The sequence below is a fragment of the Hyphobacterium sp. CCMP332 genome (assembly GCA_014323545.1).
Taxonomy (GTDB): Bacteria; Bacteroidota; Bacteroidia; order Cytophagales; family CCMP332; genus CCMP332.
The window spans coordinates 2,525,667-2,549,924 of sequence record CP058647.1; the positions used below are offsets into that span (position 1 = coordinate 2,525,667).

A 24,258-nucleotide genomic window follows, 5' to 3' on the forward strand; every position below is an offset into this window, starting at 1 on the left:
CTATTTATTATTAGGTTTTTGTTCTGAATCATTATCATCGAATAAAATTCGTATCGAGGGTGTCACCTCATCATCAAATTGACCGGTTTTTACCGACCAAAGAAATGCGCCAAGAAATATTAAGGCCATTAGTATACTTATTGCAATCATTAGAAAAATTATTTCCATATCATTTCATTCTTAGTTTTTTGGCCATAACATTTGTTGTAACAGTTGAAAAAACAACAACGGTTATTGAGCTCAATGGCATCAAAATCGCAGCGAATACGGGCGTTAATAAGCCCTGTACAGCAAAATATAATCCTGTAATATTGTAGGCGGCAGATAGGATAAATCCCGCTTTAACTGTATTGACACTGAATTTGCTGAATTTTAAAACCTTTTTTAGTTTATCAAAAGACAGGCTGTCCATAATAACATCACTGGCTGGAGAAAAATGACCGGTATTATCCGTCATGGAAATTCCAACATGACTTGATTTCAATGCGCCGGCATCATTCAGGCCATCGCCTATCATTATTACTTTCTTACCGCTCTTTGAAAGTTTTGTGACAAAATTTAGCTTATCAATGGGTTTTTGATTAAAGAGCAAGTCCGAGTTTTCAGGTAATAATTCAGAAAGTAATTTTTCATCCTTATTCGTATCACCTGAACAAAGCGCAATTTGATAATCTTTAGCGAGTTCCGGAAGCTGTGTTAGACTTGCCTTTCTTAGTTTATTGTGAAAGACATATCGCCCTTTATATTTGCCATCAATCGAAATATGTACTCCTGGATTTTCCGGCAGATTCAAATATTCTGGAGATCCGATTTTAATATTTTGACCATTAATTTTACCTTCAATTCCCTGTCCAATTTCTTCACGAAATTCCATTAAAGGCAGAATTTCAGATTCTAATATTTCATTGAGTTTTCTGCTGGCAGGATGATTGGATAAGGCACAGAGTGATTTAGTATAAGCCAATTCCTTTTCACTTAGGTTGTCGCCAATAAATTCAATTTCAATATTATTTGTTTCTGTGAGTGTGCCGGTTTTATCAAAAACCAGAAAATTTGATTGCGCAAGTTTTTCTACTACATCGCTGTTTTTTAAATAATATCCAGCATTGCCCAGAATTCTAATTGTATTGCCATAAGTGTATGGAATGGTTAAAGCGAGAGCACATGGGCAGGCGATAATTAATACCGCGGAAAATATTTTAATGGATTGTCCTAGATCAGGCAGCCAGAAAATTCCGGCAAGGACCGCTGTGGAAAGAACAAATATGGTAAACCATTTGCCAATGGAATCCGCCAGTGTTTTTAAACCTGTGATTTTTTCTGTTTTAAAATTCTGTTTGTTCCACAATTCGGTCAGGTATGACTTGGATACTTCTTTGATTATTTCAATCTCCAATGATGCTCCTTCCTGCTTTCCGCCTGCGTATATAATTTCACCCAATTCCTTATAAACAGGTGTCGATTCGCCGGTTACAAAGCTGTAATCAATGTAGGCAGTTCCTTTAAGCAATATTCCATCTGCAGGAATAAGATCCTGATTACGCACCAATATTCTATCCCCCTTTTTTATTTTTTCTAAAGGAATACTGGTATGAGCATTGTTCTTTATGAGATTTGCATATAAAGGAAAATAGGATTTATAATCTCTTTCAAAAGATATGTTTTGAAAAGTTTTTTGTTGAAATGCCTTTCCCAACAATAGAAAAAAGATGAGACCTGTGAAGGAATCAAGATAACCGGGACCCTGAGCGCTTATAATTTCATAGGAAGACGTAAGAAACAAGGTAATCATACCCAGACTCAGTGGAAAATCAAGATTTATTAATTTTCTCTTCAATCCTCCTAATGCTGATTTAAAATAATCCAGATCAGAATATAACAATACGGGGATAGCAAAAAGCAGATTGATGTAAGCGAAGTAGTCTTTGAAATTTCTGCTTAAATCTCCGGTAAAATCGAAATACTCAGGCATGCTGAAAAGCATAATATTGCCAAAGCAAAAACCGGCAACTCCAATTTGATAATATAACTTCCTGTTATGAAAAGAATTGGTTTTCTTTTTTGTATCGGCTAGAGAAAGGGCAGGTTCATAACCCAACGATGCCAGCAGTATCACAAGTTCTTTTAAACTTATTTTGTCCAATTCGAAAGATACACTTAGCGTTTTCTTTGGAAAATTTATACTGGACTGATTAATACCTTTGTTTAGTTTATACAATTTTTCCAAAAGCCATACACATGAGGCACAGTGAATTTGGGGTAAAAAAAATTGAATTCTAGCCTGATTATCATTTTTGAAGTCTAGAAGTTTTGAGATTATTTCCTTGTCGTCCAGGTAATCAAATTTTTCAGATGATTTTATTTTTGGGTTTATTCCTGGGTTAGCATCAATATTGTAATAGGTGCATAAATCATTTTGATTTAGTATCTCATACACTGTTTTACAACCCCTACAACAAAAGTTTTTATCATCAAATGAAACCGCACCTGATGAACTGCATACATCACCACAGTGGTAACATTTATTTTTTACCTGAATATCAGTAATTGGTTTCATAAATCAGGCTCTAAATTCTCTGTTTTATAAAATTGCGTAGATGACACATAGCAAAATGAGGCATGATCTAAATCATATTTAAAATTCGCACTGAATTCTAATGTAATTTTTGAAATTGAAGGAGAGGTATTTTCTTTGATACAAATTTCACAATGGAGAGAAAAGATAATTCAGTAATAGATCAAAAATTTGCCGGTATCTATAAGCAATTATTTGAGGCTGCGGGAGAGGGATTAATAATTAGCAACACAGAAGGTAAAATCGTATTGGCCAATCCAAGTGCTAATAAAATTTTTGGATACGAATCGGAGCATTTGGATGGAATGAAAATTGAAGATCTGATTCCGAATGAAAAAAAAGATATTCACAGAGCACATCGAAAAAACTATAATTCGAGGCCATCTGTCAGAACTATGGGGGCGGGAATGACGCTTTTCGCAAAAAAGAAAAATGGTGATAAGCTCCCTGTGGAAATAAGTTTGAATCATTTTAAGCATGAAGGTGAGTTGTTTGTGATGGCAATGATTACAGATATTAGCAAAAAATGGGAACTGGATCGCCAACTTCATAAGGAAAAAGAAACAGCTCAAATGTATTTGGATATTGCCAGCGCGATATTTCTGGTTATTGACAGGCAAGGAAAAGTCGAGTTATTAAATAGATCCGGAGAAGAACTTTTGGGCGTTAAAGAACAGGATATATTAAGTACAAACTGGTTTGACAATTTTGTGCATCCGAAAGATGTCAAGCTGGCTAAGGCATTTTTTAATAAGGCATTTCATCAGGAAAACCTTGAGATGCATAAGGTTGAATTCCGTGTTAAAACAAAAAACAAAGGAGAAAAGACCATCTCATGGTTGAATTCTTCATTAAAAAATGAAAATGGAGAAACCCGTGCTGTACTTTGTTCTGGCCAGGATATTACTGATAGAATAGAAGCAAGTGAAAAACTGAAACTCTATGCCAATAAACTGGAAAAAATGGTGGAAGTTAGAACAAAAAAGCTCACAGAAGCGGTAGAGAATCTTGGAAGTGCCAATAAGAAATTAGAAGAACAAAATAAGGAAATCAGACAGGCACAGCGTTTACTTCAGGAAAGTCAGGAACTCTATAAAATCATTGCACGAAATTTTCCAAAGGGTACAATTAGCGTTTTTGATAAAAACCTCGATTATGTGTTTGTAGAAGGAAAAGAACTGTATGAACTGGGTGTAACCAGTGAAATGTTAATTGGTACTAATTTACTGGACCGGCTATCACCGGAAATTAAAGAAGACACCCGACTGGCATTAATGGATGTATTGAAAGGAGAAGCAAAAAAAATTGAGGTTAATCAAAAAAATAATTTCTACTTGTTAAATGCTGTACCATTAAAAGATATTAATGGAGATATAAGCCAAATTATGGTTGTAGAACAAAATGTTACAGAATCAAAAATGGTAGAAGAAAATATTAAAAATGCACTAAAAAAAGAACGCGACCTGGGGGAATTGAAAACAAGATTTGTTTCAATGGCATCTCATGAGTTTCGCACTCCTTTAAGTACTATACTCTCTTCCGTATCATTGATCAAAAAGTATCTTGAAAACGAAAATCCGGAAAAAATCGATAAACATATTTCGAGAATTAAATCTTCAGTTTCCAATTTGACCAACATTTTGAATGACTTTCTTTCATTGGGAAAACTCGAAGAAGGAAAAATTTCTGTAAGCAAGGAAAGAATTTCAATTCCACAACTGGCTATGGAAATTACAGAGGAAATGCAAAGTCAGGCAAAAAATGGTCAGAACATTAATTTCCAGCACAGCGGTGAAAGCGAGGATTTTGAAATAGATAAAGGTATATTGAGAAATATCATTACCAATTTACTTTCGAATGCCCTTAAATACTCTTCTGAAAATAGCGAAATTAGAGTCAATTCTGAAATTTCAAATTCAAATTTGAAGATATCAGTTAAAGATTCCGGAATTGGAATCCCAGTTGAAGAACAAAAGTTTTTATTTGACCGTTTTTTTAGAGCAAAAAATGCGTCCAACATACAAGGAACTGGATTGGGTTTAAACATTGTAAAGAAATATGTTGAATTAATGGGTGGGCAAATTAGCTTTACAAGTAGACCCGAAAAAGGTACAATTTTTACAGTTATCTTTGACCAGAAAGACATAGATACCATAATAGAAGAACAATGATCAAGATACTTCTTATAGAAGATAATGTGGATGTAAGGGAAAATACACAGGAGATATTGGAATTGGCAAATTATCAGGTGGAAACCGCAGAGAATGGCAAGATTGGAGTAGAAAAGGCGAAAACACTCATTCCCGATCTAATAATTTGCGATATCATGATGCCTGAACTCGATGGGTATGGTGTATTATACATGCTTTCTAAGAATCCTTTAACCGCATCTATCCCATTTATTTTTCTAACCGCAAAAACCGAGAAAACCGATATTCGAAAGGGTATGAATATGGGCGCCGATGATTATTTGACCAAACCCTTTGAAGAGATGGAATTACTGGATACTATCGAATCGAGGCTGAAAAGAAGCGAATTACTCAAAAAAGAATTTGACCAGAGTTCTGAGGGAATTGCAGAATTTATTGAAGAAGTAAAGGGGATTAAAGAGCTGGAAAAACTTTCTGAAGATCGAAAAACGAGAAATTATAAAAAGAAATCGATTGTTTTTTACGAAGGCGATTATCCTAACTCGATTTATTTTGTGAATTCAGGCAAGGTCAAAACGTTCAAAATGAATGAAGATGGGAAAGAGTTTATCACCGGACTTTTTAAAAAAGGTGATTTTATAGGTTATATACCCATATTAGAAAATTCAAATCATCCTGATACATGCATGGTAATGGAAGATTCGGAAATACTGGTTATTCCTCGAATGGATTTTCTAGATCTTGTACACAGCAATAGGGATGTGGCCAATAAGTTTATTAAACTTCTTTCCTCAAATGTGATGGATAAAGAAGAACAATTGTTAAATCTTGCATATAATACTGTAAGAAAGCGCGTAGCCACAGCATTAGTTAGTCTTTTCGATACATATAAAGAAGAAGACAAAGATGAGTTTTCCATGCCTATTTCCCGAGACGATTTAGCGAGTATGGTAGGCACAACGACAGAATCTGTTATAAGAACTCTCTCCGAGTTTAAGGATGAATCTTTAATTTCTATTAAAGGAAGAAACATAACAATTCTTCAGCCCAAAGAATTAGCCAAAATTAAATACTGATAAAAATCACCTTTTGCTTTGACTGGCCTCATCGCAGAGTAAGGTGTGTCCATTCATTTTTGTAAAGTCACAAATATGTACAAAGGTCATTTATTATTGACCTTTTTTACTATTACAAGCGATTTTTACATGATATCAGTACTTGTACCAACAGATTTTTCAAAAAATGCATATCACGCGCTCAAGTATGCGATCTCTATGATCAATGGAAAATCTATTCATGTGATATTGTTAAATACGTATCAATTGCTTCCCTCCACAAGTGAAATGTTTATTTCAATTGACGATATCCTTCAAAAGAATTCTGAGAAAGGTTTGAAGAATGAAATTGAAACAGTACAAAAGGAATTTCCAAAGAAAAATTTTACTTATGATTTGATTTCGCTCAGTGGCAGTCTGAAATTTGGAATAAAACAAGTGATTAAAGACCAGAATGTTGATCTGGTCATGATGGGAACATGTGGAGCGACAGGTCTAGAAAAACTTTTTATTGGAAGCAATGCCTCCGACATAATAAAGTCCATTGGTAAACCAGTTGTCATTCTGCCGGATGAAAAAAAAATAAAAAAACTGGATAAAATAGTTCTTGCCATTGGTTACTCAGAACCGGTTGACGCAAAAATGTTGCAATCATTAAAATTGATGGCAGAATTAAATAAATCACGTATCCATATAGTTTCCATTGTTCCGGAGGGCAAGTCTTCTGAAATTATGAAAATTTCAAACAAAGCGGCGGTCTGTGCTGAGCTGGAAGATTTCCCACATAGTTATGAATTAATAGAAGGGAGTAATGTTGTGGATTCCATCAATAGTTTTGTCCTCAAAAAAAAAGCCAATATGCTTGCTGTTATTCCGCATAAGATGGGGTTTTTCGAGAGTTTCTTTCACAAAAGTGTGAGCAAGGAACTTGTGCTACGGGCACAAATTCCAATGATGGCCATGCATTAAGCTATTCATTCACAATTTCAGTATTACCTTGTAATAACCATTCTCGATTTGGTAATCCCGTATTTCGGATGAGCTATTTGGACAATATACACTCCTGAAGCCTGGTCTTTAAGATTTAGCAAGACGCTCTTTGTACCGGAATAAATTTCCTCTTCAAACACCTTATATCCCATTTGATTGTAAATCGTCAATACTTCTTCTCCCTCAGCCGGAGCTTCAAATTCCAAGATTGAAGTTCCCTTGTTCGGATTTGGATATAATTTAAAGTTAAATGTATTTGATGTCAACTGATTTTCAATAGCGTTAGGCACCCAAATATTAGTCGTATCATCGCTTGCTACCTGATATATTTCCCTGGTTACATTGTCCTGAATAAACGCTACTACGTAAATACTATCAGGGTTGTAAACATTGTTATAATTCCAGTTGAAATTAATGGATCGAGAATCTCCAGGCACGTTAATAGTATTGATATTTGTTCCTGAAGCTTGAGGTAAGAATTTTTTAAATGCGCTTCTAAATTCAACACCTTGAGGAATTTGAATTGTTCCACTTGAAAAAGCATTCACCGGAATGAATTTTTCGATTACAGCTATAAATGCTGTGTACTCTCTTCCCTGTACCAGATTTTGTTTGGCAGTATAGGTAACAGTTCCATTGAGGTTGTTATTTGTTTTTGTAACACTCAAATCAATATCAAATTTTGCGTCTTTAAGTATTCTTTGAGCCACAAATTTTTGCTTTCCATCATCCAGAATATTGGCATTGGAAACCCAGGTTGAGGTCACATTGTTGAATACGTTTCCTTCAAAAACAGTCCTCGGAATAGTAGAAACGCCGTAAAATAATGATCTGGCACCCTGCTCCAATGAATTGTCTAAATTGACGGGATCCTGACCGGGGAAATCCGTATGATACTGAATATCCAGAATATCATATTGGTTTCTCATTGTGTTTATTAATTCATTGTGATCTTTATCGCCTTGTCTTGCATTTTGATCTGAAATGTTTGTGAAATGCTCAATCAAAGTCAGTTTATCCCTTTCCTTAATCCGAACGTTCCCAAATGCAAAGCCCTCTCTGGCTCCAACGTTCACATTAGAACTTCCAAAGGCCATTCTTAGACGAACAAATGGATTATTAGAACCAATTGGCGGGTTATTTCTTAGGGTATCTAATTGATGGCGGGCTTCTCTCCATACAGAATCCTGTATGCTCCATCCAACCTGACCCAAAGCTTGATTTCCGGGGTTTCCGGCAATAGAACTTTCATTATACCATTCCAAACCTGTTTCTTCCAATCCTACGGTTTTCCATGTTTGACCTCTGTTTTGAGAATACTGAAGAACGACCCCATCATTTACAGCCAGATCGCTGAAATAATCAAATATTATCATTGGCCGTCTTACCCTTGAAAAATCAAAACAAGGGCCTTCCACATAGGATTTCTCTTGCGAGTTATAAGAACCATTAGCATTCGTTATCCAAACCTGTTGAATACTTCCATTTGGCCCGGTGTTAATTTTTGTGCCGTTTGGAAAAGCTTGTTCCCAGCTGTATCCTGTGCTAAGTGTAGCTGGACGCCATTCAATACTGTCATTGTCGAAATCCGAAGTATATACAGCTCCATTTGATAGGTCAATCACAGGCCGGATATCGAGTCTTAAAATCGTATCATCCGAACAACCATAACTTGTAGCCAGATCTAATTGCATTGCATATGCTCCTGGATCATTAAATTGATAGTTAAAACCCCCACTATTGACAAATGAATCTAAAAGATTATTTTGATTAAATGGGAATTGACTTAGTCTCCATTTGAAATCCCCACTGCCAACAGAATCTGTGTTGTCTGAATTATTTGTGAAGACAATATCAATGTCTTCGCAGATATCATTGATATTAAATTTTGCAATAGGGGGGGCACCAAAGTAAATGTCCCTATCAGTATCGTCTTCGCAGCCAATGGTATTTGTTACTTTTAATTCTATGTTATAAGTATTCTGACCAAGCCCTATAGTATCATAATCAAAAGTTGGATTTTGAACATTTGAAAATCGATTTGGTGCTAATATCCACTCCCAGGAAATTATCGAATCGGCGGGGTTACCCGGTGTATTATTATTTAATGATGTATCAACAAAATTAATCGGATCAGTAATACAAAACTCGTTGACTTCAAATCCAGCTACCGGATCTGCATAAATATAGATATCCTGGCTGTCAGTATCGACACAGGCACCGGATTGAGTTACTAGGTCAACATACAAAGTTAATGGACCAACCGGTTGAAACTGAGGTGTAAATACATTTCCATTTGGATTTTGGCCATTTGGAATTCTTCTGAATATATTTCCGGCCAGAAACCCATTTGGTTGATTTTCTATAATGATATAATTACTTGGATCAGATTTACAAAATTGAGAAAGAGAACTGATGGTATCCTGTATTGTAAATTCGATATTTGGTTTGGGATATACAGTTACTGCTTTAGATAGTGAATCAATACATCCATAACCGTTAAGAACCGTATATTTAATAGAATCAGTTGTACCCTGATCCGTAAAAGCTGCCGGAATGACCTGGGGATTAAAAGTAGCCGAATCATTGGCAAAGTTTAAGATACCCGGGCCTGAAAAATAGCCGGAATCGAAATTAGAAATCCCACCCAATCCAAAAACTAAATCAATTGTATCATATTCACAATACCTGGGAGATGGGCTGAAACTATTGTTCGTTAATCTAGGTAAAGGATTTACGATAAGGCTCTGAAATGCCTCATTTCTACATCTTGGTGCAGTTTCAGTTTCAGTAAATGTATAGTGCAAGGTATAATTGATAGGATTTAATACACTTTGTGCGATTTCATTTGGTTTTAAAAAAAACAAAGTATCGTTTGGCTGACCACTTACTGAATTGAAAAAGTTTTCACTTGGTAGGATTGGATTACCATTGACCTGTACAGAACCAAACCCAGACATTGTTGAAGTTGGCCTTATGATAAGAGTGTCTACGCTTTTGCATATTTCCGGATTGTTACCGGTTATAGTTAAAAAGGATGTATCAATTAATAAGTCTAAATTAGGTGTATCTAAAACATCTATTATAAAGGTAAAAACATCCTGACAGCCCGTATTTGAAGTATAGTTAAATTGCAATGTATGTGGTCCTGTGAGATTGGTATTAATCGGATAAAAAGTCCAAACTGTATCACTAACTCCTGGACGAATACTAGTACCCATTGTACTTCCATCAGACAAATCGGTAAATACAGATTCATTAAAGTTTACAGTTGAAGAAATCGAAGTATCATTTCTTCCAACGAAGTAAATTGAATCTCCATTAATACAAATGGGAATCGTATCATTGTTGAGATTACTAATATTGGGTTGAGATAACACAGAATTAAATACATTAACTCCGAGAAATGGTTCGGCCTCTATGTCTACGAGTTTGCTTACACTGTCAATGCATCCAGTGACCGTATCAGTAAAGACATGTCGAATCTCATATTGAGTACCTGAAGGAAGGGCAGAAGAGAATTGGATAGTATCATTTGTTGGAGATCCAATCAATCCACCAGGTCCGGGACCCGGATCTGGTATTATTTTATATAAACCTGTTCCTGTAATTGGTGGGCCGGGTAGGAATGAACGATAAATATTTACAGCCGGATCTTCGGTGCAAAATTTATTAAAAGTCGGAGGATCATCATTAAATGAAGACAAAGGATCACCATTTATTTCAAAATTGCTTGGTATTCCATTGACTTCAACATTTTGAGAACTGCTGTTAAAACACCCGGTCACAGGATGTGTAAATCCATAGGTTATCGTTTTTGTCCCGGCTGAGAATGTGGAAAAGGTTTGCTGTGGGTTAAATATAGCTTCTCCACTGCCTAAATTCAATGTATTAGTGTTTGAAGATGTGTATGTACCACCATTTTGATTTCCTTTTAACAAGATATAAGTTTCATTGCTGCAAAATCTCAAATCCGAAATTGTATCTCCAAACAGAGTATCTGTTAAAACGTAACCTACGACTGGAAGCGGACTTACAGTCATCGTAAGTGAAGCTGAATCAATACAAGTGTTGCCAGGGTGAAATTGTCTGAAAATATAGGTAACTATATGATTTCCAACACCTGCGGTTACAGGATTGAAAATCGCGTTTTCATTATTTTGAGAAAAAACATTTGAAAAACTTGTATTATCATTCCCAATAGGAACTGGTGAACCTGTAACACTGACTTGTGCACCATCAATGCATAATGAATCGTCAAAAACAGAGATTCCTACTGTTGGCAAGGCATTTATTGCAGTGTTTGCAAAAACCGAATCAATACATCCAATTGTATCCGTGAATACATAAAAGAATGTATCTGCAACATTTGGTGAAAGTACGGTAACATCAAGAAGCCCACTTAAAGAGTCAATGGCAATATGTGCTGTACCCACACCTCCAAAATATCCAGTACCCACCGTTGGAATAGTGGTGCCACCTATCAATGTGTCTTGAAGACTATTAATACAATAGTCAACATCCAATCCACTAAGCGTTGCTGTTGGTACCAGATTAACAGATCTAACAGAATCAACAGAATTAGTACACCCAAATATATTTGTGTAAGTATAGGTGAAGTTTTGCGTACCCAATGTTGGAATCCCAGGAGTAAATTCAACAGTACCAAGACTGTCATTATTACTAAGACCGGATCCTGAAAATACTCCAAAAGTTGTAACATTATCCGGTATTGGATTTCCAGTAATCAAATCTGTGACATCATTTGAGCAATAATTTCCACTTTGCGAAAATGTCATACTCGGAGTTGGAATAGAATTCACCGTCAAACTAACAGTGCTGGTATCATTACAACCATTTGCATCTTCATAAATATAGGTGACAATTGTGTTTCCAACTCCCGCTGTGATTGGAGCAAAATCTGCAGAGTTTCCAAAATTGCTTATCCCGCTTCCTGAGAAATTCTGTACAGCCCCACTTGAAGGAATTCCATTTAATGTTCTTACGGGGTCATTTAGACAAAATACAGAACTACCATTTGTATTAATAGAAGCATTCGGAGCTGTGTTGATTCTAATTGTTGTTGTCACGTTTAATACTGATGCACCCAATTGATAATCATACTGTAAAATATAATTACCCGGAGCAGCATTTGGATTAATAACCCCTTGTGTCGTACTTGCTCCTAGAGGCGATAAAACTCCGGCAATAGGTACAAACCCAATGGGTGTTCCTCCCGAGGCTGGAACTCCAGTAATCGTATCCAAAGGCTCATCGCTACAATAGGCTGGTTCTTCTCCAATAATGTCACCTGAGCCTGCACTTGAGACTGTAACATTCAATAAATCAGAATCGCTACATCCATTAGTATCGATCTGAGTATAGCTCAAATTAAAATTACCGGCACCGGTAAGTCCGGGAAAAAATTGATTTCCAAAAACACCCGGACCACCATATGTGCCACCGGCTGGTGAACCTCCTGTAAGGGTAAATGCCGGGTCAGTGGTCAAATAACTGGTTTGATCAATAAATGAAACAGAAGTGTTTTCATTTACCGTAATATTTTCAGTGTTGGAACTGACACATCCAAATTCATTAGTGTAAGTATAGTCAATTGTAAAAGTTCCTGCTCCCGATACCAAAGGGTCAAAATCAGATATGCCATTTCCTCCATCCGTTAAGCCAGAGCCTGCTACCAAACTGAATACACCTGTGGCTGGAAGAACAGGTGCAGGACTTGCAGAAATTGTTTGATTTCCATCCTCTATACAAATAGAATCATTGGGGATGGTTATTAAAATAGTATTCCCATTACTTATTTTTCTTTGAACTACGTTTGATGTTGCGTCATCGCCCCCTTTATAAGTTATCCTTCTAAAAAATCTAACGTTGGTATGCGGACCATTAACCGTGTATGAAGGAGAAGCTCCAGCCACAAATATTTTTGTCCATGATGCTCCATTGGTAGAAATTTCCCATCTAATACTATCAGCACCTGGTTCTACAGTATGACTAAAAATAACTAATGGATCAGAATTGCCATTACAAAGTGTGGTATCAAATCTACCTGCAAAAAACTCAACTTCGCCACCGATTATATTACCGGGATCATTTAATGCAACCACACCATAAACTACAACGCAAAGATTAGCATCACGAACAGTCAGTGTATAATTTCCGGCGGAAAGATTGTTGAAATTAGGACTTGTCTGATAGTTTGAACCATTATTAATAGAATAGTTGTAAGCTCCTGTACCTCCGCTTACGGGATTGAAATTAATGAATCCATTAGACCCACCCACAAATGTTGGATCACCGGTAGTTGGAGCGGGGATGGAGATGGCGGCAGGGTTATTAATATTCTGATCAGTACCATCTAATGTACAACCGTTCGCATCTCTAAAATACACATCCTTATTTCCCGGTGTTAAAGCACTAGCAGTTGCACCATTGGCAAAAGAAAAGGGTCCGCCGGCGCCATTAATGGAAAAATCAATTGGGGCTGTTCCTCCCGATGCCAATGCAGTAATGGTACCATCATTCGCATTATTGCAAGTAATATCTGTTTTAGTGACACTATTTTCAACAATTGCATTTGGCTCGGTAATCGAAAAGGATGAGCCTGGAACACGACAACCATTGACATCTTGGTAATAAATTGAATACGCACCCGGACTAAGGGAGGAAGCTGTTGCGCCATTCGGGGTAGAATAGGGGCCTCCGATTCCATTGACAGAAAAGGTGATCAAACCGGTTCCACCGGCAGCAGTAGCTGTAATTGTACCATCATTGGCGCCATTGCAAACAACATGGGTTCGCACGGCAGAAGATTCGGTAATTAATGCCGGCTCATTAACTATTTCATCCGGGCCATCCACCTGGCATCCGTTTACATCCTGAAAATAAATATCATAGGTAGCATCGCTTAAATTATTTACAGCACTACCAACATTTGTATTGAAAGGGCCTGCTATACCATTTATGGAATAGGTAATTTGTCCTGTGCCTCCACTTGCATTTGCGGTAACACTTCCGTCCGTTAATCCATTGCATGAAATATCTACTGCTGAACCGGCCGCCGGTGCGATTGCACTTGGTTCAATGATCGTTACATCAGGTGCATCCAGCTGACATCCGTTGGCATCCTGAAAATAGATATCATAGATAGCTGCGCCCAAATTATTGATAGCATTTCCAGTAATGGTTGAATATGGGCCACCAACACCATTAATTGAGTAACTTATTGTTCCGGTACCTCCACTTGCGCTTGCAGTTAAGCTTCCGTCAGTAAGTCCGTTACAGGAAATATCAGTTTTGACGTTTGCCGCCGGCGAAATTACTGAAGGCTCATTTATTGTCACATCGCTTCCATCAAGTTGACAACCATTGGCATCCTGAAAATAAACATCGTAAGGACCAGAGCCTAAGCTATTTACTGAAGCCCCGGAGTTAGTTGAATAAGGGCCACCAATACCACTGGTGGAATAAGTAATCGTTCCCGTTCCCCCTGTAGCAATCGCCGTTATTGTTCCGTCCGAAACACCATTACAAGTCATATCGGTTTTACTCACCGATTGTTCACTTAATACAGAAGGTTCATCAATAATAGCAACATTGCTGCTATTGGCAACACAACCAAGATTATCACGAACGGTAACAATATATCCACCGCCAGCAAGGGAAGTAATGGGAGAGGCGGAGTAAGGATAAGTAGACCCAAAATCTATAGAATAATCATAAGGCGCATTACCGGTTGTGATGTTCACAGTAATTGTGCCATCTCCATCACCATTACAGGTAATATCGGTTGAGGTAAGACTAATGCCAGTTAATGCTTGTCCGGAACTCAATGAACCATGGCTATTCGCACCCGGAGCATTTGTGGCATGAGTGGCTGTACCTCCTCTATCTATATCTGCAGAAGGAAGAGCGGGGGTGGAAGTTCTAACTCTTAACCCTGAAATGATAATGCTATCAGTACTAGTTGCACTACCAAGATTAATAGAATAAGTTATAAATACAGAATCAGGAAAAACAGTAAAAGTGCCACTTGTAAATGAATCCGATAGAAATACATTACCCGTAAATGGTTCGAATTGAAATCCGGCCGGTAATATTAATGAATAGGTAACACCTGACTCTCCGGCAAGAAAATCAGCTGGTAAAGATTCAATAATTACAATGGAATCAAGATTTACATAGTTATTATCGGGGCAAAGTTGTAAGGCTGTAGCCGGAGTGACTGTCTGTGCAAATATCGAAGAGTTGCTCAGTGTCAATAGTGTTAAGGCTACAAGAAGAAGTAGTATTTTTCTCATAAATAGAATGTCTTAAAGCATTTGTGGTGCTTTGTTAAGATTAATACGGTAAAATGTGCTCTAAGGATTTAAAATTCCTTTATTATCTACTTTAATAGTATTAATAAGCGAATTACCCTCAAATCCTGTGTATCCAGTTATTATATAACCACCATCTTTGGTGGGCGCAATGGCTAATGCCTCTTCATCTCCGGTACCACCGTAGGTCTTTTCCCAGTTGATCTTACCATCATTTTTAATTGAAGCGATATAATGATCAAAACCACCTCCCTGACTTAAATCACTATCGTTTGTTGTACCAGCTATTAAATAATTTTTAGTCAGATCATTAAAGACGAAATCATTTGCAATAAAATTTCCATTTTTTCGATATTCAAATGGACTTCCTCTTAACAGTTTATCATTGCCTAATTCCTGAATAAAAAATGCCTGTGAAGATTGAGAAGTACCTAAAATTGAAAATCCATCATCAATTCTAATTATTTTATTGCCTGTGCTATTTGAACCGAGTTCTAATTCCCTAAAATTATTAATGGGAATACCGTCGTTCTTATTTCTAATATTAAGAATGATCGGTTTTTCAATTCCATTTTCAACTGAATACCCTGTAAACAAAATGTTATCAAATTCATCACCGGAGAGAACACAACTTTTGATTTCATCGTCCGATTCAAATCCGGCATTAAAATCATCCACTACCTCATTTCCGCCTTCCTGAAAAACCCTAATTGTTAAAAAATCCTTACTGAATTTATCATTTGCTGTAGGACTTCTTGATTGAGTTGCTAATCCTGTTGAATCAGCTTTGTCTGTCGATCCACCAATAATGTATCCACCAACATTTGAATCATCATAGAGGATGGTATTACATACTTCATTATCCATAAACTGACTAAATGTTCTTTCATTTAGCACTTGCAAATCGCTGTTTAGCTCTATAACAATAATGTCAGAATGATTTGAATCCTCTGCGGTGGTTCCCACATTATAGGAAGTTCCTCCAATTAAAATATTACCATTTTGACTTATATCCATACCACCTGCTTTATCCTCTCCCTCACGTCCATAAGTATCTCTCCATACTTCATTACCAAATTTATCGGTCTTTATAAGGGCGATTTCAGATAATCTATCAGGATTGAGTGTTTCGATGGTTGCTAGAATTAGAAAGCTGCCATCAGGCAATTCTCTAATTTCACATCCGCTATCGTTACCGGCATTTCCATAAAGCTTATTAAAAGTCTCTGCCTGCGATTGTTCAATTTCAACCTTGTCAGCGCATCCAGCAAACAGCAATGCAATAAAAATATACCTTAACGTGTATTTCATGTTATACTCTTAATACTTATTCTTCCTTTTTGGTAACTTCATTTCTTTTCTTAATCAATTTTATTTTGTGAAATGAATAGGTGTAACCCAATGAGAATGAATAGTTACCCAGCTTAAAATCATCGTCAATATAATGGTACTCATACACCAAAATATTATTCTCATATCTCTTCGAAGGTCGATTTTGTTGTAAAAAATACCAGTTATGTCTAGCGTCCAGTACAATCACACCTCTTGGAATTTTAAATCTTAATCCAATTCCGGCTGTTGAGAAAAAATTGATATCATTTCTTTGTCCGGAAACATCAATAGGCGGGCCTGTAACATCCGGCAATTGGCTGGTTTCAGAATACAATCTCTCCACTATGGCTTCCGAACTGAACATATATGAAATACCTCCACCTAATCTGATATAAGGGCTGAATTTTCCCATTTCAAAGCCATAAGTTAGTGTCATAGGAAATTTGAACATTTTTTGATCTTCCTTAAATACGATATTTGCAAAGGCCAATTGATTTAGGGTTCTCTGATACCTAACATTGTTATACATCAAATCAAGATTCAACTCAAATTTTTTAGAAATATATCTTTTAACCGTTAGGCCCACCTGAAAACCCAAGCCATCATTGGAATAATCCGAAAGTTCTCTTTCTGCATTACTCAGTCCAAAGCTTTGTGTTCTTTGTCCAAATGCCATGTTGACACCTCCTAAAAAACCAATGGAATACACCGGTGGGGCGTGGTAAGTTTTATACAACCTTAATAATTCATTCGGTGTATTCAACTCGTTAATGGTATACTCCGGATCATGACGAAGCAGTTCAATATATTTTTCTTCCGCTTGAACCGGTTGGTTATCGTATTGATATGTCAAAACCATTAATTCATAAGCTTCGGATTTTTGTTCTTTTGAAAATCCTCCATCCATACAACTTTCCAGAACTCCTGGGACCTTTTCAATTTGGCCCAACTGATAAAATCTTCGGGCTTGATCAAGAACTTCTCCGCAGTCTTTTTCTTCACTTTTTTGGGCAAGGGTATCAAAAGCAATCATCGCCAATGCAAGAAAGAAAATCAAACTTGCTATAGCACCTCTGACGATATGTATAAATCTATTACTTTTCATTGTCGAGAGGTAAATTTTCACAAGTTTTCCTTCTATCTATATCGGTTGCAACATATCGATCCCATTCGGATTCGGTCATGTTTCTGTCCAGTTTCTCGCATAACTGATTTGCAATTTCCTCAGAGTTGATCGGATATAATCGGATAAGATTATCCACACATCCCACAACAATATTTTTATTATCAGGACTAAAGGCAAGGGTCCAAACCCAATCTGAATGGTCGCTGTATACGGTAGGTTGCTCATTTAGTTTATCCGTAAACCACATTTGGACGGTTCTGTCAAAACTTGCAGAGGCCAACATTTCGTCATTGTTTGAGAATTTGAGTTCATGAACCCTGGCTGAATGACCTTCAAGAGTATTTTCAAGACTGTAATCACTGGTATTCCAAAGTCGAATATTGCCTTGCTGATCACCTGCTGCTAGTAAAGTGCCTTCGTGATTAAAAGTCAAAGAATGGATTGTATTCCCGGCTTCTTCAAATATTTTTCTGGCAATGGTTGTATCAGTTCGATTCCAAACAAATACCTGTCCTTGCTCAGTGCCTCCGGCTACCGACTTTCCATCCTCAGAAACTGCTAAACTGATGATTCTTGTATTGTTTTGAACAAATGGTTTACTGGTAGCTGTTTTCAAATCCCATTCAAGAATTGAACCATTATCATAACTGACCATTAAGGTATTTTCAGGAGTAAAGGACATGGACCAGGCCACTTCATCACCAAGAGATAATTCTACCGGCGGGTCAGCAAGGTGTTTTAAATCGAAAAGCTGAATGGTAGAAAACTGAGTAATGCAGGCGAGATAATCATTATTTGTATTAATTGCCAGAGCTCTATTAAGGAAAACATTCTCAATTAATAATGAGTTTAATTTTTCCTCTTTGTCCATTTCCCACATTAAAACTTTTCCATCGCTTCCGGTAGTAAACATTCTTGTTCCGGACTTATTATAGACGATTGAACGTATTCCATCGGAGTGTCCCTTGAGCCTATTATAATCAGGTTCTCGCAAAAACTTTAAAGCATTGTATAAGCCAGCATAAACATCAGGATTGTGTTCTCCATTGTTATATTCCTTGTTAAACAAATGAGCCTGGTAGGCTATCAAAGCTTTTTGATTGGTGTCCTTTTGGAGTTGAACCGATTTTACTGCCATGGATCTCGCAATAGACAGCATACGAAGTGAAAAGGCACGATCTGAAGCTTCCTCTGCAATGACAGTTTGTTTTTGAGCTTCTTCAGCATTTGACACAGCTTCCTCTCTCGCTGCAATTGCTTCATTCGAAGCAGTAACCGCTTGGATTCTTCTTCTTTCAGCCAAAGCCAATGCGTTTTGCGCTTTTATTTTTTCTTCTTCTGCAATTTGAGCTTGTTCTAATGCTTCTTCTTTAGCTTCTTCTGCAATCACAGCACTTTGCTGCGCCTCATCTCTGGCTTTGCGTGCTTCCTCAGCATTTTGCTCGGCTTGCCCTCTTAGTTCTTCAGCTCTTTGCCTTTCGGTTTCAGCAAAAGCTTTTTGCCTTTCCGCTTCTGCTCTTTGAAGGAAAGCAAAGGTCATAATACCCAGTGCTATTACCGCAGCTGCACCTAAGACTATTGAAAAAATCCTTGCGCGACGCAGTGATCTTTTTTGCTGTTTGATCTTATTTTCTTCCTCTAACTCGTAAGTTTCTTTGCAAGTCTCAAGGAAAACCATGGCCCGCTCAAATGCAGGGTCATATCGTTGAGCCCAGGTAAGGGTTGGTTTTTTCTTTTCTTTCCAGTTGAGCGCAAGTTGGAGATCAGGCGGCCTCCATAATGAACCTTGTCCTTTTTGATATAGAGCTGCAGCTTCAGATAATCGCAAGTAAAGCTGCACAGCATCCACTTCTTCATCCACCCATAGAATCAATCGATCCCAAACTCTCATTAAACTTTCATGAGAAATATCAATAATTGTGTTGGGATTAATTTCTACATCAATGGAAGGATTCAAGAAAGATCTTCCCGGAATTCTAAATCGTTCGATCACTCGCATGGCCTCTTCAGGCTCACATTGAGCAATTTCAGCAATGAGCTTTACACTTGATGGATGACGGATTCCTCTACCATCACTACCTTTTTCCGTCAGTGTTTTAAATATGCTTTCGCAAATCTCTTTTTCTCTTTCGGTTAGTTCATCGAATGCCTCATTGGCGTGTTCAGATAATGCTTTCTCCATCCGGCCAATGGCATCATAATGCCGGATATCCATTACCTCGCCCTTATCTTTATTTTTTGACCAGTAATCCCAGGTCCGCATTAAAGCGTGTTGTAGAATTGGTAGTTGATCCTGGTTGTCTCCTACATCGTTGAGCAATTGCTGAGTTAAACGCGGAGAAATTTCACCACCACCTACTGCAACCGGTCCTAGAATGGCCTCTCTGAAATCCTCTCTGGTCATTTGAGGAATCAGATAATGACTGTCATTGATTCTTTTAGTCAACTCTGGATATTGAGCACAATCACCAATAAAATCAGACCGCATGGTCAGAACTACATAGATTGGAACTTCTGATTGAGCTATGGCTTCTAAAAGCAGTTTTACAAATGCTGCTGATTCATTTATCGAACTACTGTCATTCTTACTTCTTTTGTATCTGAATAATTCTTCAAACTGATCAACCAGTATTAAAATATTTTCTTCCTGAAATCTAAAGAGCTGTTTGACGGCTTCTACCAAACCCAAAGAACTCGATCTTAGAACGGCTGCTGCAATTGATTTTTTAGTAAAATGCTCCTTTGAACTTAATTCAGTACTATCATCGTGAATTAAGGATTCTGCAAGATTATCAATCGGTCCTCTTCCCGGTCTTGTAGAAATTACCTTCCAACTGCTTCCCGCATCGGTAATAAAACCTCCATAAAGAATTGGAATCAATCCGCAATACATTAATGAAGACTTTCCCGATCCGGAAGCTCCGATCACAGCAGTAAACTTATTCTCAGCAAGTTTTTTTAAGACTTCATCACTTTGCCCTTCTCTGCCAAAAAACAGATGGCTTTCTTCAATTCCAAAAGGCCTTAAGCCGGGAAACGGATTAAAATATAGGCCTTCGCTTAATGTTGATTTGTCGCTGTATGTAGTGGATTGATACATAAGGGATTATTTTGATACAAGAGGAGACATCTTGGATGGAGAGAATTTATCTGTATTTTCTATAATGGTAAAATCTGATTCCTCAACTTGAGATTTCAAATCAAGATTTTTATCTGAAGCCAGGTACAAGCATTTAAACTGGAAGGCTCGACCTCTCCCATAACCGGAGCTTTGACAGGTACTCCTTTTGAGACTTTGTTTTTCCTTCATTCTGAATCTTTGTAGAAAGAAGAAGGAAAGAGCGGGTTTACAATGAAACAGGAGGTGGATTAAACGGATCTGGTTTTGTTTGTGGATGGAACATCAGCTTTTCTTCAGTTCGAAAGTTCAGAAAGGATTTACGAACAACAGACTTACCTTTGTTCTTTCTTACCACGAGGTGACATCGTCTTTATCGCATGATCTTTTTGCCACCTCTACCTCTGATAACGACCTTCTTTGGACGTTGACTTCTGTTTTCCTGATTCACCTGACTCTTACTTTCCAGGTTGAAATATCTTCAGACTTGACGATAAAGTTTTGAACGCGGTTCAAAACGAGAAGAGATAAACTTGTTTGATTGATACAAACTCTTCATTGGATCGTTAACAAATAAGAGTGACCGAAACGTTTCGCCTGGAGCTTGCATGAAAACACGCGCAGAGCAAGAAAGGTATCATGCGCGCTGGAGATCGTCAACAACAGACATATCCTTTAGCACTTTTTTATCTCCGTATTTATCGCCTAATATATGAATGGACATTTCAGATTTCTCTAAATCCGACAATACCTGTTTTTTCATTAAGTCCTTTTTCAGTGGGAGAGGTGCTTCCGGTAAAATATTGTAACCGTGTCTTTGAAGATCTCTTTTGATAGCGTCTCTTACAAATTTTTGATCTGGAGTCGTTTCAGCAAGAAAAACACTTTTCGCCTTTTCTACTTTTTCTTTCTTAAGTGTTTTTGCAATATCATAGGAAAGATCTACAACTTTTAACCAATAGTCTTTGGAGTGTTCGGTTTCAAGGTCCGGATTCCAGGACTGGCCATTGGCCTGATCGCCATTGGAATAAAACTCATAGTAATTTGAACTTGTCATTTCCTCAATCGGAGATGATTTAAGTACAGTAAAATTATGAGTGTCGGAACCTTTTTCTGAAGCATAAGACTCCCAGATTTTCTGTGCGCGTTTGTCATCATTAAATGAGCCACTGAAAATATTAATAAATGCTTTTACTTCTTTTAAAAGTTTGTCATCTATTTCCTCTTCTTTAAAATCCTGGCGAAGTGATATTTGAATATTATCCCTAAGAATTTGTGCAGTCATCAATTTAAGGACATAAGAAAAGGACTCGACCCAGCCAGGCTGATTATTTACAGATTCATTATCAGAAAGTGCATAATTGATAAATACCTGTGGGTAGCTTTCTCTCATAAGCGAAATAGTGGTAATTAGCTATAATTAATTCAATTCCAGTCTTAAAATTAAAAGATTCTGAGAATTTTTTATAAATAATTGATAATGACATTGAAGGATACTAATAATAGGTGATTTTCGATCAGGAAATTCTCAGTCCAATGATCAATACATCATCGAGTTGTTCCTCATCTCCTTTCCAGTCATTAAATGCTTTTCTTATGGTTTTTTCCTGAATATCTATTGGTTCCTTCGAAACGGATGATAGTATCTTTTTTAATTGCTTTGGCATAAATTTTTTGCCATCGGGGCCTCCAAACTGATCAGTGAAACCATCGGAGAAAATATAAACACAATCTCCTTTTTCTAATTCAAACTCGTGATTTGTAAAGGTTTTGGCTTGTGCCAATTCTCCACCACCTATGGGATTTTTATCACCCTTAATTTCAGTAAGAGCACCTTTTCTTACAAAATACAATGGTCGATAAGCACCGGCGAATTGCAATTTATTCCTATTTTTATCTATGGAACACAATGCAATGTCCATTCCATCCTTAATTTCAGAATCTTCTTCTCTTTGACGTAATACATTAGTCACTCCTTTATTGAGCGATTCTAAAATCAAAGAGGGCTTAATTTCTTCTACATTTCGAATTGCTGAATTTAAATTGTTATTTCCTACCAATGACATAAAGGCACCTGGCACACCATGTCCTGTGCAATCAACCGCCGCAAAATTTATAAAATCCTCATTGTCCGTCACCCAATAAAAATCTCCACTTACAATGTCTTTTGGTAAATAAATAATAAATGCTTCCGGTAATATATTATTCACGTATTCTTTCGGAGGCAAAATCACTCTTTGAATTCGTTGTGCATATCTTATGCTATCTGTAATTCTTTTTTTCTGTTCTTCGATTTCGTGATACGCCTGTTCCAAATGATGATTATTTTGAACGAGTGTATCTCTTTGCGCTTCAATCTCTTCTTTTTGCTGAGAAATTTCTTTGGTTCTTTCAATTACTTTTCTTTCCAGGTCATTGTATGATTCTTCAAGGCGCTCAAGCATGAGGTTGAATTTCTCTGAGAGCGTTGTAATTTCATTATTTCCTACTACCTGTGCTCTTTCATTCAAGTTTCCTTCAGTTATTCGATTTACGTTCACCACTAATTTTTTTAGTGGGTCTGTTATTTTCTGCGAACGGTTAACAATAATTGATAGAAGAATTGCCATGGTAATTCCGAATATTAATAACAGGATGAACAATTCTTTTCTCAATTCAGCAATTTGTGCACTTCTGTCAGAAATAATCCTGATCGCGGCATCTTTATACAAATCGGTATTTTCACGACCCAGGTATATAAATTCTGTGACTATGTTGCTTTCGCTATCAATTACTTTTGTCTTGGATTTTGTTTCTATTGCGTTGACATAAGCATGAATATGATCATCCGAAATCTTAGCCTCTGAAGTAAAGGAAATGGGATTTTCCTTACCTATGAAAAGATCGACTGCAACAATGCTCTCCTGTTCTTCCGCAATTCGACTTAATTGTTCTCGGAAATTTTCCAGCAGGGTAGTGGCATCATCAGAATAAACGCCTATTTCAACAATGAATTTTCCATCAAGTGTAGGTTGATAAGAGTATTTTCTTTTTCTATTGCTGTTTTTTTCAAAAGTTAGGCGTTCTGTATGGAGTTTATTTTGCTTAAAACGTTCAAGGAGGTATTCTTTAAATTTAGGCCCAAAATCAAAATAGTTTAATCCTTTATCAGGGTCAAATGTTGTATTTACTATTATCCCTTCACGATTGATTACATAAAAGTCCCATAATTCCGGATTTAATTCTAAACTTTTGCGGATTGAATCAAGTGAAAGCGATTCAATATTATCAGTGCTTTTAAGAACTTCTTCTACCAGGTATTTGCTTGTAATGGTAATTTCCTGATTGAGGTTGTCTTCAATTATATTGGTCGTAAAATCCTGAAATTCAAGAATATTCTTTATCTCTGTTGAAATCAGTTCACTTTTATTCTCACTGGCTTTTGTTAGCAAGCGATTTGTATTCACATAATTTATTACAGCAATTAAAGACAATGCGCCTGCTACGGGGAGGATCACATTTAAGATTATTTGTCTTTGAATTGTGGTTTTCTTCATAAACCTAATGTGTAGGTATTAAATGCCAATTATTTAAAGG

Annotated in this window: 12 protein-coding genes; 3 read left to right on the forward strand and 9 right to left on the reverse strand. The window is 36.9% G+C overall.

The window, feature by feature from the left end; translation table 11 throughout:
* Positions 1 to 168, reverse strand: a complete 168-nt coding sequence (ccoS, locus tag HZR84_11070) for a cbb3-type cytochrome oxidase assembly protein CcoS (protein ID QNL22458.1) — start codon at positions 166 to 168, stop codon at positions 1 to 3.
* Position 169: 1 nt separating this feature from the next.
* A complete protein-coding gene (locus HZR84_11075) occupies positions 170 to 2,557 on the reverse strand; it encodes a heavy metal translocating P-type ATPase metal-binding domain-containing protein (protein QNL22459.1) in 2,388 nt (795 codons plus the stop codon).
* A 152-nt stretch (positions 2,558 to 2,709) separates the two neighbouring features.
* Here HZR84_11075 and HZR84_11080 point away from each other — a divergent pair, with 152 nt between their 5' ends.
* From HZR84_11080 to HZR84_11090, 3 genes are all read left to right on the forward strand, one after another.
* On the forward strand, positions 2,710 to 4,746 hold the full coding sequence (locus tag HZR84_11080; protein QNL22460.1) for a PAS domain-containing sensor histidine kinase: 2,037 nt from the start codon (positions 2,710 to 2,712) through the stop codon (positions 4,744 to 4,746).
* Positions 4,743 to 5,801 (forward strand): response regulator, encoded by a 1,059-nt coding sequence (locus HZR84_11085; protein QNL22461.1) that lies wholly within the window; start codon positions 4,743 to 4,745, stop codon positions 5,799 to 5,801. Before HZR84_11080 ends, HZR84_11085 begins: the two co-directional genes overlap by 4 nt.
* Before the next feature lie 75 nt (positions 5,802 to 5,876).
* Positions 5,877 to 6,749: a universal stress protein gene (locus tag HZR84_11090; protein QNL22462.1), complete on the forward strand. Its 873-nt coding sequence runs from the start codon at positions 5,877 to 5,879 to the stop codon at positions 6,747 to 6,749.
* 23 nt (positions 6,750 to 6,772) lie between these two features.
* On the opposite strand, the gene HZR84_11095 is transcribed toward HZR84_11090, so the two are convergent.
* The 7 genes from HZR84_11095 to HZR84_11125 form a co-directional block, all read right to left on the reverse strand.
* On the reverse strand, positions 6,773 to 15,088 hold the full coding sequence (locus HZR84_11095) for a T9SS type A sorting domain-containing protein (protein QNL22463.1): 8,316 nt from the start codon (positions 15,086 to 15,088) through the stop codon (positions 6,773 to 6,775).
* A 60-nt stretch (positions 15,089 to 15,148) separates the two neighbouring features.
* On the reverse strand, positions 15,149 to 16,417 hold the full coding sequence (locus HZR84_11100) for a hypothetical protein (GenBank protein QNL22464.1): 1,269 nt from the start codon (positions 16,415 to 16,417) through the stop codon (positions 15,149 to 15,151).
* Positions 16,418 to 16,433: 16 nt separating this feature from the next.
* On the reverse strand, positions 16,434 to 17,543 hold the full coding sequence (locus tag HZR84_11105; GenBank protein ID QNL22465.1) for an outer membrane beta-barrel protein: 1,110 nt from the start codon (positions 17,541 to 17,543) through the stop codon (positions 16,434 to 16,436).
* Positions 17,533 to 20,664 carry a hypothetical protein gene (locus HZR84_11110; protein QNL22466.1) on the reverse strand — a complete coding sequence of 1,044 codons (3,132 nt, stop codon included), beginning with the start codon at positions 20,662 to 20,664 and terminating at the stop codon, positions 17,533 to 17,535. The genes HZR84_11105 and HZR84_11110 overlap by 11 nt, the downstream gene beginning before the upstream one ends.
* Before the next feature lie 6 nt (positions 20,665 to 20,670).
* Positions 20,671 to 20,874: a hypothetical protein gene (locus HZR84_11115; GenBank protein QNL22467.1), complete on the reverse strand. Its 204-nt coding sequence runs from the start codon at positions 20,872 to 20,874 to the stop codon at positions 20,671 to 20,673.
* Between the two features lie 445 nt (positions 20,875 to 21,319).
* Positions 21,320 to 22,075 (reverse strand): hypothetical protein, encoded by a 756-nt coding sequence (locus HZR84_11120; GenBank protein QNL22468.1) that lies wholly within the window; start codon positions 22,073 to 22,075, stop codon positions 21,320 to 21,322.
* 124 nt (positions 22,076 to 22,199) lie between these two features.
* Positions 22,200 to 24,218, reverse strand: coding sequence for a SpoIIE family protein phosphatase (locus HZR84_11125; protein ID QNL22469.1), 2,019 nt, complete (start codon positions 24,216 to 24,218; stop codon positions 22,200 to 22,202).
* Positions 24,219 to 24,258 lie beyond the last annotated feature (40 nt).